The sequence below is a fragment of the Kribbella sp. NBC_01245 genome, assembly GCF_036226525.1.
Taxonomy (GTDB): Bacteria; Actinomycetota; Actinomycetes; order Propionibacteriales; family Kribbellaceae; genus Kribbella.
Map to the genome: position 1 here is coordinate 8,575,680 of NZ_CP108487.1, position 13,506 is coordinate 8,589,185.

General features: G+C 68.2%; 17 protein-coding genes and 1 pseudogene. 14 read left to right on the top strand and 4 right to left on the bottom strand.

From position 1 onward, the window contains the following. Positions 1-79 precede the first annotated feature (79 nt). The 14 genes and pseudogenes from OG394_RS39510 (at position 80) to OG394_RS39570 (ending at position 9,752) form a co-directional block, all read left to right on the top strand. Positions 80-832: a DeoR/GlpR family DNA-binding transcription regulator gene (locus OG394_RS39510; protein ID WP_328992496.1), complete on the top strand. Its 753-nt coding sequence runs from the start codon at positions 80-82 to the stop codon at positions 830-832. Then, positions 829-2,178, top strand: coding sequence for a 6-phospho-beta-glucosidase (locus tag OG394_RS39515; RefSeq protein ID WP_328992497.1), 1,350 nt, complete (start codon positions 829-831; stop codon positions 2,176-2,178). Before OG394_RS39510 ends, OG394_RS39515 begins: the two co-directional genes overlap by 4 nt. 114 nt (positions 2,179-2,292) lie before the next feature. Beyond that, positions 2,293-2,508, top strand: a pseudogene (locus OG394_RS40205) (MFS transporter); the annotation flags it as partial. An 86-nt stretch (positions 2,509-2,594) separates the two neighbouring features. Continuing rightward, complete coding sequence (locus OG394_RS39520; protein WP_442914262.1) at positions 2,595-3,626, top strand: MFS transporter; 1,032 nt, start codon at positions 2,595-2,597, stop codon at positions 3,624-3,626. Between the two features lie 178 nt (positions 3,627-3,804). After that, positions 3,805-4,308 carry a 30S ribosomal protein S16 gene (rpsP, locus tag OG394_RS39525; RefSeq protein ID WP_328992498.1) on the top strand — a complete coding sequence of 168 codons (504 nt, stop codon included), beginning with the start codon at positions 3,805-3,807 and terminating at the stop codon, positions 4,306-4,308. Positions 4,309-4,313: 5 nt separating this feature from the next. After that, on the top strand, positions 4,314-4,562 hold the full coding sequence (locus OG394_RS39530) for an RNA-binding protein (RefSeq protein ID WP_328996923.1): 249 nt from the start codon (positions 4,314-4,316) through the stop codon (positions 4,560-4,562). Between the two features lie 98 nt (positions 4,563-4,660). Further along, the gene (rimM, locus tag OG394_RS39535; protein WP_328992499.1) at positions 4,661-5,224 is read left to right on the top strand and encodes a ribosome maturation factor RimM; all 564 of its coding nucleotides are present in this window, start codon (positions 4,661-4,663) and stop codon (positions 5,222-5,224) included. After that, positions 5,221-6,414 (top strand): tRNA (guanosine(37)-N1)-methyltransferase TrmD, encoded by a 1,194-nt coding sequence (trmD, locus tag OG394_RS39540; RefSeq protein WP_328992500.1) that lies wholly within the window; start codon positions 5,221-5,223, stop codon positions 6,412-6,414. Before rimM ends, trmD begins: the two co-directional genes overlap by 4 nt. Before the next feature lie 157 nt (positions 6,415-6,571). After that, positions 6,572-6,931: a 50S ribosomal protein L19 gene (rplS, locus tag OG394_RS39545; RefSeq protein WP_328992501.1), complete on the top strand. Its 360-nt coding sequence runs from the start codon at positions 6,572-6,574 to the stop codon at positions 6,929-6,931. A 20-nt stretch (positions 6,932-6,951) separates the two neighbouring features. Beyond that, the gene (gene lepB / locus OG394_RS39550) at positions 6,952-7,686 is read left to right on the top strand and encodes a signal peptidase I (protein ID WP_328992502.1); all 735 of its coding nucleotides are present in this window, start codon (positions 6,952-6,954) and stop codon (positions 7,684-7,686) included. Continuing rightward, on the top strand, positions 7,683-8,447 hold the full coding sequence (lepB, locus tag OG394_RS39555; protein WP_328992503.1) for a signal peptidase I: 765 nt from the start codon (positions 7,683-7,685) through the stop codon (positions 8,445-8,447). Before lepB (OG394_RS39550) ends, lepB (OG394_RS39555) begins: the two co-directional genes overlap by 4 nt. A gap of 26 nt (positions 8,448-8,473) precedes the next feature. Beyond that, the gene (locus OG394_RS39560; protein ID WP_328992504.1) at positions 8,474-8,737 is read left to right on the top strand and encodes a hypothetical protein; all 264 of its coding nucleotides are present in this window, start codon (positions 8,474-8,476) and stop codon (positions 8,735-8,737) included. Beyond that, entirely contained in the window at positions 8,734-9,432 is a 699-nt protein-coding gene (locus OG394_RS39565) for a ribonuclease HII (protein ID WP_328992505.1), read from the top strand. The genes OG394_RS39560 and OG394_RS39565 overlap by 4 nt, the downstream gene beginning before the upstream one ends. Next, positions 9,429-9,752 carry a DUF2469 domain-containing protein gene (locus OG394_RS39570; protein ID WP_328992506.1) on the top strand — a complete coding sequence of 108 codons (324 nt, stop codon included), beginning with the start codon at positions 9,429-9,431 and terminating at the stop codon, positions 9,750-9,752. Before OG394_RS39565 ends, OG394_RS39570 begins: the two co-directional genes overlap by 4 nt. Before the next feature lie 117 nt (positions 9,753-9,869). Here OG394_RS39570 and OG394_RS39575 read toward each other — a convergent pair whose 3' ends face one another. Genes OG394_RS39575 through OG394_RS39590 form a run of 4 tightly spaced genes read right to left on the bottom strand, consistent with a single transcriptional unit; the run spans position 9,870 to position 13,424 of the window. Beyond that, the gene (locus tag OG394_RS39575; protein ID WP_328992508.1) at positions 9,870-10,358 is read right to left on the bottom strand and encodes a hypothetical protein; all 489 of its coding nucleotides are present in this window, start codon (positions 10,356-10,358) and stop codon (positions 9,870-9,872) included. After that, positions 10,355-11,485: a DNA-processing protein DprA gene (dprA, locus tag OG394_RS39580; protein WP_328992509.1), complete on the bottom strand. Its 1,131-nt coding sequence runs from the start codon at positions 11,483-11,485 to the stop codon at positions 10,355-10,357. The genes OG394_RS39575 and dprA overlap by 4 nt, the downstream gene beginning before the upstream one ends. Next, positions 11,482-13,068 (bottom strand): YifB family Mg chelatase-like AAA ATPase, encoded by a 1,587-nt coding sequence (locus OG394_RS39585; protein ID WP_328992510.1) that lies wholly within the window; start codon positions 13,066-13,068, stop codon positions 11,482-11,484. The genes dprA and OG394_RS39585 overlap by 4 nt, the downstream gene beginning before the upstream one ends. Continuing rightward, the gene (locus tag OG394_RS39590; RefSeq protein ID WP_328992511.1) at positions 13,068-13,424 is read right to left on the bottom strand and encodes a YraN family protein; all 357 of its coding nucleotides are present in this window, start codon (positions 13,422-13,424) and stop codon (positions 13,068-13,070) included. The genes OG394_RS39585 and OG394_RS39590 overlap by 1 nt, the downstream gene beginning before the upstream one ends. Positions 13,425-13,506: the final 82 nt, after the last annotated feature.

Genomic DNA, 13,506 nt, shown 5'->3' on the forward strand with positions numbered 1-13,506 from the left:
GCTTCGGATGAGCAAACTACGCAATACCCACGCACGATTATGACTAAAAATGACGGAGTTTGCGTGATACGGTCTCTCTGTGTTGCCACAGCAAAGGCAGGATCAGATCGTGCGCGCGCTCCGGACCGACGGCGCGGGCGGTGTCAAAGTGCTCGCGGCCAAGCTCGGCGTGAGCGAGGCGACCATCCGCCGCGACCTCGAGCAGCTGCACGAACAAGGCCGCCTCACCCGGGTCTACGGCGGTGCGCTCGCGGTCGACGATGGGGATGAGCCCTTCGCCGAGGTGAGTGCGGTCCATGCTGCTGAGAAGGACCGGATCGCCGCGCGCGCCGCTCAACTGGTCGGCGATGGTGAGTCCGTCCTGCTCGACATCGGTACGACGGCGCTCCGGCTGGCGCAGGCATTGCACGGCCGGCCGATCACAGTGGTGACCAGCAACCTCGCCGTACTGGAGGAGTTGCAGAACGACGACGCGATCGAGCTGATCGTGCTGGGCGGTTTCGTCCGGCGCAGTTACCGGTCGCTGGTCGGCTTCCTGACCGAGGAGTGCCTCAAGCACATCCACGTGGACTGGCTGTTCCTCGGCACCAGCGGGATCCGTCCCGACGGCCGGGTGATGGACAGCACGATGATCGAGGTCCCGGTCAAGCGGGCGATGATCCAGGCGGCGGACCGGGTGGTGCTGCTGGCCGACGCGACGAAGTTCCCCGGCCACGGTGTCGCCAAGGTGTGCGAGCCGTCCGATCTGACCATGGTGGTGACCGAGCCCAGCGCGGACGAGACGACTCGCGCGCACTGGACCGAAGCGGGTGTGGAGGTGGTGCTGGCGTGAAGTTGACGATCCTCGGCGGCGGGGGATTCCGCGTTCCGCTGGTGTACCAGGCGTTGCTCTCCGATCGGGGCGAGGGCCGCGTCACCGAAGTCGTGCTGTACGACGCCGACCGGGCCCGGCTCTCGGCCATCGGTGACGTGTTGCGGCAGCAGGCTGACGGCGTGGAGAACGCGCCGGTGGTGACCGAGACGACCTCGCTCGACGACGCGTTGCGTGGTGCGGATTTCGTCTTCTCCGCGATTCGCGTGGGTGGGCTGGAAGGCCGGACCATCGACGAGCGGGTCGCGCTCGACCTCGGCGTGCTCGGTCAGGAGACGGTCGGCGCGGGCGGGATCGCCTACGGGTTGCGGACGTTGCCGGTGGCAACGGCTGTCGCGCAACGGATCGCGGAGCTGGCGCCGGAGGCGTGGACGATCAACTTCACCAACCCCGCGGGCATGGTGACCGAGGCGATGCTGCCGTATCTCGGCGACCGCGTGATCGGTATCTGCGACTCGCCTTCGGGCCTCGGTCGCCGGGCCGCTCAGGCGCTGGACCTGGATCCGTCGAAGGTCTACTACGACTACGCCGGGCTGAACCACCTTGGCTGGTTGCGCGGGCTGTACTACGACGGCATCGACCGGTTGCCGGAGTTGCTGGCCGATTCGGAGCGGTTGGGGTCGTTCGAGGAAGGCCGGTTGTTCGGCCCGGAGTGGCTGCGGAGCCTCGGCGCCATTCCTAACGAGTACTTGCATTACTACTACTTCGCCCGCGAGACGCTGTCGGCTGTTGCCGGGAGCAAGCAAACTCGCGGGGCATTCCTGCAGGACCAGCAGTCTGCGTTCTACGCGGAGGCCGAGCGTCATCCCGAGGTGGCGCTCAAGGCGTGGCAACGGACCAGGGCCGAGCGCGAGTCGACGTACATGGTCGAGAGCCGCGAGGTGGCCGACGCGGGGGAGCGGGACGAGCGGGACATGTCGGCCGGTGGTTACGAGCAGGTGGCGCTGAGCTTGATGCGTGCCATCGCGCATGACGAACGCGCCTCGCTGATCCTGAACGTGCGGAATCGGGGAGTGCTTCGTCACCTCGACGACGATGCGGTGGTGGAGATTCCGTGCGTGGTCGACGCGAACGGCGCTCGTCCGACGCCGCTGGACGGGTTGCAGCTGACCGACCACCAGGCGGGACTGGTCTGCTCGATCAAGGCGGTCGAACGGTCCACCATCGAGGCCGCCATGACCGGATCCCGCAGCGCCGCCATCCGCGCGTTCGCCTGGCATCCCTTGATCGACTCCGTGACCGCCGCGACGGCACTGCTCTCGGCGTACGCCGCGCATCATCCGGGGTTGACTGCCTTCCGGTCGTAATCTGGAGAGGTCATGCGCGCGACCTGTGCTCCGCCGGAATGTGACCTCGTCTTGCCGAAGGCGGAGGTCCCTCGAGATCGTCGCGCGGCGGCACTCGTCCTGCTCTCCTTCGCGATGCTGATCGTCTCGCTCGACCAGTACATCGTCGTGGTGGCCTTGCCGGAGATCGGCCGGGATCTCGGCTACTCGGCGCAGACGCTGCAGTCGGTGATCAGCGCGTACGCCGTGGCGTCGAGCGGATTCCTCCTGTTCGGCGGTCGCGCCGCTGACCTCCTCGGACGGCGCCGGATGCTGGTCACAGGTCTCCTGCTGTACGCCGTGGCGTCATTCGCCGGGGGCGTGGCTACGGGGCCGGAGGTCCAGTTGGCGGCTCGCGCGGTGCAGGGGCTTGGTGGTGCGCTGGTCTTCCCCAGCAGTTGGCGCTCATCAACACCACCTTCGCCGAGGGCCGGGAACGCAACCGGGCACTGGGCATCTGGGGTGGTTCCGGCGCGGCCGGGCTCGTCGTCGGGGTCCTGCTCGGGGGCATCCTCACCAGCACCCTCGGCTGGGAGGCGGTGTTCTTCGTCAATGTCCCGCTCACCGGTGCCGCGCTCTTGCTGGCCTTCCCGCTGATCGAGGCGGACGGGGCGCGAGATGGTGCCAGGGCGTTCGACCTGCCGGGGGCGCTGACAGTCAGTGGTGCCATCACGCTTCTGGTCTTCGCTCTGATTCAGGGGCCGGAGATCGGGTGGGTTTCACCGTGGATCCTCGGCGCGTTGGCCGCGGGACTCCTGCTGCTGGCGGCGTTCACCGTCATCGAGCGGCGCAGCAGTGACCCTTTGATTCCGCCCCGGCTCTTGGCGAACCGTGCGTTGACCTTGGCGGTCGTGATCGCCTTCATGTTCATGGCGACCTTCGGCTCGCTGCTGTACTTCCTGTCCATCTACTTTCAGGACGTTCGCGGGTACGACGCGCTGAAGACCGGCATGGGGTTCTTGCTGCCCACGGCCGGCGTCGTTGCGGGCTCGGCGCTGGCTGGTCGAGCCGTGACCCGGTTCGGTCTACGGCGCACCCTCATCGGTGCACTGGTGATCGGTGCGGCCGGGGCTGTCGCGCTTGGGCTGGCGATGTCGCCGGACAGCTCGTACGTCTCCCTCACGCCCGGGCTCGTCGCCGTCAGCATCGGCGACGGTGTTGTCTTCACGACAATGTTCATCGCCGCGTCCACAGGGGTGACCCACGAAGAGCAAGGCGTCGCCTCAGGCATCGTCTCGACCGGGTCCGGAATAGGTGCCGTGGTCGGTCTGGCGATCCTCGTCCTCGTGGCCAACGCCGGCACCGAGGGCGTCCTCGGCGAAGAACTGCAGGTCGCGACGGCCGACGGCATCAAAACCGCCGTGTTTGTCGTCGCCGGTGGCATCGTCGCGACGCTGCTGATTGCGCTCACCCTCCGGCGCGCTCCCTAGGCGGGAGCCGGGTTGGCCAGTTGGTGGGTGGTCTGGCAGAATGGCGGGCTGAGTCCGTTCGGATCTCGTGCAGCCCTCTAACTCCACGACCCGGCCGGCCCATCGAGTGGTTCTGGTGTTGTCCCCACGACGTCCAAGCCGCTCACCCAGACAGTATTCCAAGGGAGACCCCACAAACGTGGCAGTCAAGATCCGTTTGAAGCGCATCGGCAAGAAGCGTGCGCCGTTCTACCGCATCGTCGTGATGGACGCCCGTAACAAGCGGGACGGTCGCGCCATCGAGGAGATCGGCAAGTACAACCCGAAGGCCGAGCCGTCCTTCATCTACGTCGAGTCCGACCGTGCGCAGTACTGGCTCAGCGTCGGCGCGCAGCCGACCGAGGCCGTCGAGGCGATCTTCAAGGCGAGCGGCGACTGGCAGAAGTTCAAGGGCCTGGAGGCCCCGGCTCCGCTGCGGGTCAAGGAGCCGAAGCGGGACAAGCTGGAGATCTTCAACGAGGCCCTCGCGGAGGCCCACGGCACCGCGAAGACCGAGGCCGTGACCGCCAAGAAGGCTCCGGCCAAGAAGGCGGCCGCCGAGAAGAAGGCCGACAAGGTCGAGGAGACCCCGGCCGTCGTCGAGGAGACCCCGGCTGCCGAGGCTCCGGCCGCTGAGGCCACCGCGGACGAGGCCAAGGCCTGACCGTGGTGGAGACCGAGGCGCTCGAGCACCTGGTGCGCGGCATCGTCGACAATCCCGACGATGTTTCCGTTCGCGCCCGCAACCTGCGGCGCGGACGCACCCTCGAGGTGCACGTGCATCCGGACGACATCGGCAAGGTGATCGGCCGCAACGGCCGGACGGCGACAGCCATCCGCACCGTGGTGGGCGCGCTCAGCCACGAGTCCGTTCGGATCGATTTCGTCGACGAGTTCAACCGGCGTCCGCGCCGCTGAACTGCCGACAGCGTCAAACTGAGGGCCGCACCCGCTCGGCGGGTTGCGGCCCTCAGCCGATTGTTCTGAGTGCTTCTAGCTAGAGAGTGGGACCAGCGGTGCAGGTGACTGTCGGCCGGATCGGCCGGGCGCACGGGCTCAAGGGTGAGGTCGGGATCGAGGTCCGGACCGACGAGCCGGAGCGCCGGTTCGCCCTCGGCGCGCAGTTGACCACTGAGACCAAGCCGCCGCGGACCCTCACGGTCGAGGCGGTCCGCTGGCATGGCGAGCGTCTGCTGGTGCGGTTCGAGGGTGTGCCGGACCGGACCGCCGCCGAGCAGTTGCGCAACGTGATGGTCCTTGCCGACACGCCGGAGGGCGAGCGTCCCGAGGACCCGGAGGAGTTCTACGACCGCGACCTGGTCGGCCTGCCGGTGCGGACCACCGATGGCGTCGACGCCGGTGCGGTCACCACGGTCGTGCACCTGCCGTCGCAGGACCTGCTGGAGATCCGCCGCCCGAGCGGGCAGACCGTGCTGGTGCCACTCGTCACCGAGTTGGTGCCGGAGATCGTGCCCACCCTCGGACCGACCCAGGGGTACGTCGTCGTCGCCGACCGCCCGGGCCTGCTCGACCCGGAAGGCGCGGAGGTAGTCCCGTCTGATCCTGAGGCGTCGTCGTGAGGCTGGACGTCGTCTCGATCTTCCCGGAGTACCTGGCCGCGCTGGACATCAGCCTGGTCGGCAAGGCGGCGAAATCCGGCCTGCTGGACGTCCGGGTGCACGACCTCCGCGAGTGGACGCATGACCGGCACCGGACGGTGGACGACTCCCCGTACGGCGGAGGCGCGGGCATGGTGATGAAGCCCGAGCCCTGGGGTGAGGCGCTGGACGCCCTCGCACCGGTGGATGGGCCGTCGCAGCCCCGGTTGATCGTCCCGACACCCGCGGGCCGCCCGTTCACCCAGGAGCTGGCGTACGAGCTTGCCGCCGAGCCTTGGCTGGCATTCGCCTGCGGGCGGTACGAGGGGATCGACTCGCGCGTAGCGTCGTACGCCGCTGAGCGGATGCAGGTGGACGAGGTCTCCATCGGGGACTACGTGCTGAACGGTGGCGAGGTGGCCGTCCTGGTCATGGTCGAGGCCATCGCGCGACTGCTGCCGGGGGTGATCGGTAATCCCGAGTCCTTGGCGGAGGAGTCGCACTCGGGCGGAGGGCTGCTCGAGTACCCGGTCTATACGAAGCCGCCCGCTTGGCGTGGGTACGACGTACCGGAGATCCTCTTGTCCGGGAATCACGCGGCTATCGCTAAGTGGCGCCACGAGGAGTCTGTACGTCGTACCGCCGAGCGTCGGCCGGATCTGCTGGCTGCGTGGGGTAGTGCTGCCTCTTCGGTTGACGAGGTTCGGATCCTCCCAGCGACGGCTGACGACGCTGGGGAACTTCTGACGCTCCAGCGCGCGTGCTACCTCCAGGAGGCCCAGGTGTACGGCGAACTGGGCATCCCGCCGCTGGTGGACGGCGTGGCCGACGTACGGGCCCGTCTGGCCGGCAGTACCGCCTGGAAGGCCGTCGCGGGGACCAGGATCGTTGGCGCCGTCTACCTGGATGTGTCCGAGGACGGCGAGTCTGCCGAGATCAACCGGCTGATGGTGACTCCGGACTGGCAGGGCCGCGGGGTCGGGAGGCGGCTGCTCAAGCTGGCCGAGGACGCCGCACCCGCCTCGGTGACGACGTACAAGCTGTTCACCGGAGCGCGGAGTGAGGGCAATCTGCGGCTCTACGGCAAGGCCGGGTATCGCGAGACCGGGCGCGAGCAGCAGACGCCGCTGGTCGAGCTGGTCCACTTGGCCAAGCGGCGGCGCCGACGCTGATTTCGTCCGGTATGGGGCGGTGTGGCAAACTTGGTCGCTGTTGCCGAAAGGTGCTCCTGCCACAGGGGGTGACCACCGAGCGGCACGTCCTTTGAGACTCTCTCACCACCGAGCATTTCGTGGGTGACCTGTGGCACGCGCGAGAAAGAGACACCTGATGAGCAACATCCTGAACGAGCTCGACAACGCGAGCAAGCGCGACGATATCCCCGCCTTCCGCCCCGGTGACACCGTCAAGGTGCACGTCAAGGTCGTCGAGGGCACCCGGTCCCGCGTCCAGGTCTTCCAGGGTGTTGTGATCCGCCGGCAGAACGGTGGCCTGCAGGAGACCTTCACGGTCCGCAAGGTCAGCTTCGGCGTCGGCGTCGAGCGGACCTTCCCGATCCACACCCCGATCGTCGAGAAGGTCGAGGTCGTCACCCGCGGTGACGTGCGTCGCGCCAAGCTGTACTACCTGCGTGAGCTGCGCGGCAAGGCCGCCAAGATCAAGGAGAAGCGGGACATTCCCGCCTCCTGATCACAGCCGACGAACCCAGGATGTCGTCGCAGGCCGGGACCCGCCCGGCTGCGACCGGCAAGGGCAGGCACCGGCGAGCTCGCCGGCGCATGCGTCATGGCCGGTTGCTCAGCTTTGTGATCGAGACGGTCACCGTCACGGTCCTCGCGCTGGCCATCACCGTCGGCCTGCGACTGTTCGTCGCAGAGGCGTTTTACGTGCCCTCGGAGTCGATGTACGGCACGCTGAGGAAGGACGACCGCATCCTGGCGGAGAAGATCAGCTATCTGCACCGGGACGTCGAGCGCGGCGACATCGTCGTGTTCGCCGATCCCGGTAACTGGCTCAACGAGCAGCAGAAAGCGCCCGGGCCGCTGCGCAAGGTCGGCGAATTCGTCGGCATCCTGCCCAGAAGCGGCACCGGGCACCTGGTCAAACGCGTCATCGGTATCGGTGGCGACCGGGTGATCTGCTGCGATATCAAGGGCCGGATCACCGTGAACGGCATTCCCCTCGACGAGAAGTCGTATCTCGCCGAGGACGCGAAGCCGTCATTGCAGCGCTTCGACGTGCGGGTTCCGCCGAAGACGCTGTGGCTGATGGGCGACAACAGGGCTGCCTCAGCGGACTCGCGTTCGCATCTGGGCAGTCCCGGCGGGGGATTCGTTCCCGTCGACGACGTGGTTGGCCGGGCCTGTTGCGTAATCTGGCCCTCTGACCGGATGACGAAGCTGCGTCCTCCGGAAACCTTCGAGAACCCGGGGCTGAAGAAGTGACTGACACGGCGACGAAAGAACCGCCCAAAACCCATCGCTCCGGACTCGCGGCCGCCGCGCGCGAGTTCGTGCTGATCGTGGTCGGGGCGCTCATCGTCTCCTCGATTCTGCGCGCTTTTGTCGGCCAGATGTTCATCATCCCGAGCGAGTCGATGCAGAACACCCTGCTGGTCGGCGACCGGGTCGTGGTGGAGAAGATCACCGATGCCGAGCGCGGTGACGTGATCGTCTTCGAGGATCCGGGCGGCTGGCTCGGCGCCGAGGAGAGCGGTCAGAAGCGTGGCTCGGTCGGCCGGTTCTTCGAGGTCGTCGGCCTGCTGCCGGACTCGAGCCACGGTCACCTGATCAAGCGCCTCATCGGTATGCCCGGTGACAAGGTGGCCTGCTGTGACAAACAGGGCCGCCTGATGGTCAACGGTCAGCCGCTGGACGAGACGGCGTACCTGTTCCCGGGTGACGCGCCGTCCGCGATGGAGTTCCAGGTGACGGTCCCGGCCGGCAAGGTCTTCGTGATGGGCGACCACCGCTCCGAGTCCGGCGACTCCCGGGTGCACCTCACCGACACCGGCGCAGAGGGTACGACGCCCGGTGACGCCGCGTTCGTCCCGATCGACAAGATCACCGGTCGCGCGGTCCTGGTGGTGTGGCCCGCGAGCAACTTCAGCAAGCTGGGCCGCCCTGACACCTTCAAGACCGTGCCCCCAGCCGTGAACCCGGCCCCCGCCAAACCCGTCATCGCCCTGACCCCACCGCCCAAGTGACTTCACCAGTCGGCATAGTGAGCAATATGACGACCCCCACCACCCCAACCGCCCCCGGCACCCCAGACGTCACGTCGGCAGGTGTTGTGCCTGGTGCGATGGGCATGGTGTCGGGCACTGGTACCGGTGATGCGGGCGCGTCGCGCGTGGTGACCCGCTTGGCAGCGGGCATCGTGGGCATCCTGGCAGCCATGGTCACGGGCGTGTGTGGTCTCGTGGCAGGCGTGCTGGTGCGCACGGCAGGTGGTGGACAGGCTCGGGTAAGCGAGGCGTTCGGAGGTCGGCGATGACCGTGATGCCGCGAGGCAGCACGATCCGGCGTGATGCCGGCATCTACGGCTACGAGCGCGCCCTGCGCCGGGCCGGCCTGGACCCGATCGCCGGCGTCGACGAAGCCGGCCGAGGCGCCTGCGCCGGACCCCTGGTCGCGGCCGCGGTGATCCTCCCGGACGGCAAACGCGGCCAGGTCCCCGGTCTGGCCGATTCCAAGCTGCTCACCGCGAAGGCCCGGGACCGGGTCTACGAGGAAGTCCGCAAGCGCGCCGTAGCCTGGTCCGTCGTCGCGATCGAAGCGGCCGAATGCGACCGCCTCGGCATGCACGTGGCGAACGTCGAGGCACTACGCCGAGCCCTCTTCCGCCTCGACACCCGTCCGTCGTACGTCCTGACCGACGGATTCGGCGTCGACGGCTTAGGCGTTCCCGGCCTGGCCGTCTGGAAGGGCGACCGGGTCGCCGCCTGTATCGCCGCCGCCTCGGTCATCGCGAAAGTGACACGCGACCGGGTGATGGCCGAGATGCATGAGCTCTACCCGCAATACGACTTCGACATCCACAAGGGATATTGCACGCCTGAACACCAGGCCGCGCTGGACGAACACGGTCCGTGTCCAGAACATCGTCGGCGGTTCGAGAATGTCCGCCGCAGCCTGCGGCCCGATATGGGACAGAATGTGGGCAGTCCCGCCGGAGTGGAGAGCCGATGAGTGCTGACGACCTCGAGAAGTACGAGACCGATATGGAGCTGCAGCTCTATCGGGAGTACAAGGACGTCGTCGGGATCTTCAAGTATGTCGTGGAGACCGAACGGCGCTTCTACCTGTGCAACGCGGTAGACCTGAAAGTCCGGACCGAGGGCGGTGACGTCTACTTCGAGGTGACGATGGCCGACGCCTGGGTCTGGGACGTCTACCGCTCAGCGCGCTTCGTGAAGAACGCCAAGGTGGTCACCTTCCGCGACGTCAACATCGAGGAACTCTCGAAGTCCGACCTGGAAGTCCCCAAAGACTCCGACTTCGGCCGCTAACCTCACCGCGCCAACACCGGCCCGGGGTGAGACCGTCATCCCGGGCCGGTCGAGTCCAGCATTCCTGCAGTCGAGTCCAGCATTACGGCGGCAGCTCAGCACTCCGGCCCGGCCCCTTCAGGCTGCCTCCCCTCTGGCCGTCGCCGCCTGTTGGTCTTCGGCCACCGACGCTGGTGGATCCAGCCAGCGGACCACGGTCATACCGCCATGCCCATGGACGCGTATCACCGCCTCGATCGCCGGGAACACGGCCGTGCAAGGCGTCTCACCAGGCCAACGAAGCGCCACCGACCCATCGCTGAACTCGACCCCTTCAGCCACCTGGCCGACCCCACTAACCATCGACACATCCACCAACCGATCCAACACAAACCTCCGCCCCCGCCTACCAACCGCACCCACCGATCCGCCCACCTCCGTCCCCGCGTCATCCGGCCCACTCGTCGATCCGGCCACCTTCGCCGCCGCGTTATCCGGCGTACTCGTCGGTCTGCTGGCCGTCGTACCGGCCTTACCCGAGGCACCTATCGGTCCGCCCGCCTCCGTCCTGCCCGGGGCACTCATCGGTCCGTCCGGCGTCGCCTCCGTCTTGGCCGGGGCGCTCATCGGTCCGCCCGGCGTTGGGCGGATAGGCGCCAGCGGTTGGTTGTCTGCTCGACCAGGTCTGCGGCGGCGAGGTTGGTCAGGGCTGTCTGCACCACGGCGGGCTCTAGGCCTGCGGTTCGGGCGATGCTTGTGAGGGTTGCCGGGACGAGCACGGGCACGGCGTCGAGGACGCGTTGTTCGTCCAGGCTGAGACGGTCGGATGGACGTTCTCGACCGCGTCTGGGCTCGGTCAGGCGTGAGCCGAAGGGCGCGACGGCCTCCAGGATGTCGGCCGGACTGGTCGCCAAGAGCGCGTTTCGCTCGCGGACGAGCACGTGGGTCCCTTCGGACATGCCGGACGTGATCGGCCCTGGTACCGCGAGCACCGGACGGCCGCACTGCTCCGCCCAGCCGGCCGTGTTCAGGGCGCCGCTGCGTGCGGCCGCCTCGACGACGACGGTACCGAGGCTGGCGGCAGCGATCAGGCGGTTCCGCGAGAGGAACCTGAGTCGGGTGGGGGAGGACCCCGGTGGTAATTCGCTCACAAGCAGACCTTTCTCGAGAATGCGCTCGAACAACGCGTGATGACCCTTCGGATAGGTGACGCCCACGGCGCAGGCGAGCACGGCGACGGTCGTCCCCGCTGCCGCGAGCGCGCCGCGATGAGCAGCCGCGTCGACGCCATACGCCCCGCCGGACACCACGGTCATGCCCTTGTCGGCCAGCCCGGCCGAGAGCTCGCCCGCCACGTGCTCGCCGTACGGCGTACAGGAGCGAGCCCCGACCACGGCGACGGACTGCTCGATGACTTCTCGCAGGTTTGCCCCACCACGGACCCAAAGCCCGAACGGCGCCCCGCCTCGGCGGCTCAGCTGCCCCGCCTCGGCCAGCACGTCGATCTGGTCGGGCCATTCATCGTCGCCGGGAATGACGAAGCGGCTCTGCGTCGCGGCCGCCCGCTCAAGATCCTCCTCGGGCTTGGCCCCGGCCACCCGCCCGGACCACCGCTCCAGCAGGGGATCGCCAGTTTGCAAACGCAGCCAGATATCGACCGCAGCCATCCCGTCGAACGCCAGCGCTGCCGGATCCCCAGGCTCAACGACCCGCGACAAGCCCGCCCTCGCCACCCGCTCTGCCTCCCTGGTCATGCGGATCTCCGGATGTCGCGGTGGGTGCCGGGTGGGGTGAGGGGGGCGCCGGTGCGGAGTTGGAGGGCGGTGGTGACCGTGTCTCGGGTGGGTTGGGGCTCGTTGGCGAGGTCGGCGAGGGTCCAGGCGAGGCGTAGGGCGCGGTCGAAGCCACGGGCGCTGAGTTTGCCGGCGGCGTACTTTTCCTCGAGCTCCTCAAGGCCTGCTTGGTTTGGCGGGTGATCCCGGCGGAGGACTGGGCCGGGGACTTCGCTGTTGAGGCGCCAGTCGCGGCCTTTGAAGCGGTGTAGCTGGCGATGGCGGGCTTCGGCTACGCGGGCGGCGACCGTGGCGGTCGACTCGCGGTCGTCCTTGCTTCCGGCGAGATCGGCCCGCGTGGACGGCAGGATTGGGCGGACGATGTCGATGCGGTCTCGGATGGGGCCGCTGATGCGTTCGCCGTACCGTCGGATGGTGTGCTGGCTGCAGGAGCACAGGCCGCCGGGCACTCCCGCCATGCCGCAGGCGCAGGGGTTGGCGGCGAGCACTAGCAGGAACCGGGCCGGGAACTTGCCGACGGCAACGGCTCGGTGGATCTCGATCATGCCCGACTCGAGCGGCTGCCGGAGCGTGTCGAGGGTCAGCGGGTGCATCTCGGCCGCCTCGTCGATGAACAGCACGCCGCGATGTGCACAGCTGATGGCGCCTGGCCGGGGCATGCCCGAGCCGCCGCCGACGAGGCTCACCAGTGAGGCGGTGTGGTGGGGCGCTATGAAGGGCGGCCGGGTGACCAGTTGCGCGCCGCCTCCGGACATCAGCCCGGCAAGCGAGTGGACGGCTGACACCTCCAACGCGTCGGATGTGTTCAGGTCGGGCAAGAGGCCGGGCAGGCGCTCGGCGAGCATGGTCTTGCCCGCGCCGGGAGGCCCGTGCAGGAAGAGGTGATGACCACCCGCGGCGGCGACCTCGAGCGCCAGCCGACCGTCCTTCTGGCCGGCGACGTCGGCGAGGTCCAGATCGGGGATGCGGCGGGTCAGGGTTTCCGAGGTCAGGCGTGGCTCGGCTCGCGGCGGCTCCTCGTCGGGGATGTCCGCACCACGCAGCAAGGCGAGGACCTGGCGGAGTGAGCGGACCCCGAACACGGTGATGCCGGGCACCAGCTTGGCCTCGTCGGCATTGAGCTCGGGAACGATGATCGCCTCGAAGCCGGCGGCCGCCGCGGCCAGGGTCATCGCCAGCGTGCCGCGGATCTCCCGCACGCGCCCGTCGAGGCCGAGCTCGCCGATCAGCGCGGTGCGGTAGAGCCGATCCCCGGGGAGGACCCCGACGGCGCCCAGGAGCGCACACGCGATGGCCAGGTCGTAGTGCGAACCGGCCTTGGGCAACGTCGCCGGTGAGAGCCCGATCGTCAGCTTCCGGAACGGGAACTCTTCGCCCGTGTTGACGACCGCCGCCCGCACCCGATCCCGCGCCTCGGTCAAGGCGGCGTCAGGCAGCCCGATCAGGGTCGTTTTGGGCAGACCGCTGGCGATATCGGCCTCGACCTCCACGAGGTGTCCCTCCAGGCCGACGAGAGCGATCGCCCACGTCCTCGCGAGCGACATCAGGCGACGCTCCGCAGGTGCTCGACGACGACCTCGCCGTGTGGTGGCGTGATCACCCCGATGACGTCGATCCGGATCTGCTCCGGATGCACCTCGTGCTCCTGCAGCCAGCGGCCCGCGAGCTGCCGCAGCCGCGCCAGCTTGCGATAGGTGATCGTCTCCAGCGGATTGCCATAACCGAGGCCGCGCCGCGTCTTCACCTCGCAGATCACCAGGCATGACCCCTCGCGAGCGACGATGTCGACCTCGCCGAGGTCGCACCGCCAGTTCCGCTCGAGGATCGAGAATCCCTGGCCGACGAGATAACTCGCGGCAAGGTCCTCGCCGTACTGTCCGACCGCATTCTTGGTTTGCATCGAAAACCACCTCCGGCAGAGAAGATGCCGTTGTGGCGGTGTCCGTACACACCGATCTGCGCCTTGTGGATAAAGGCGAATC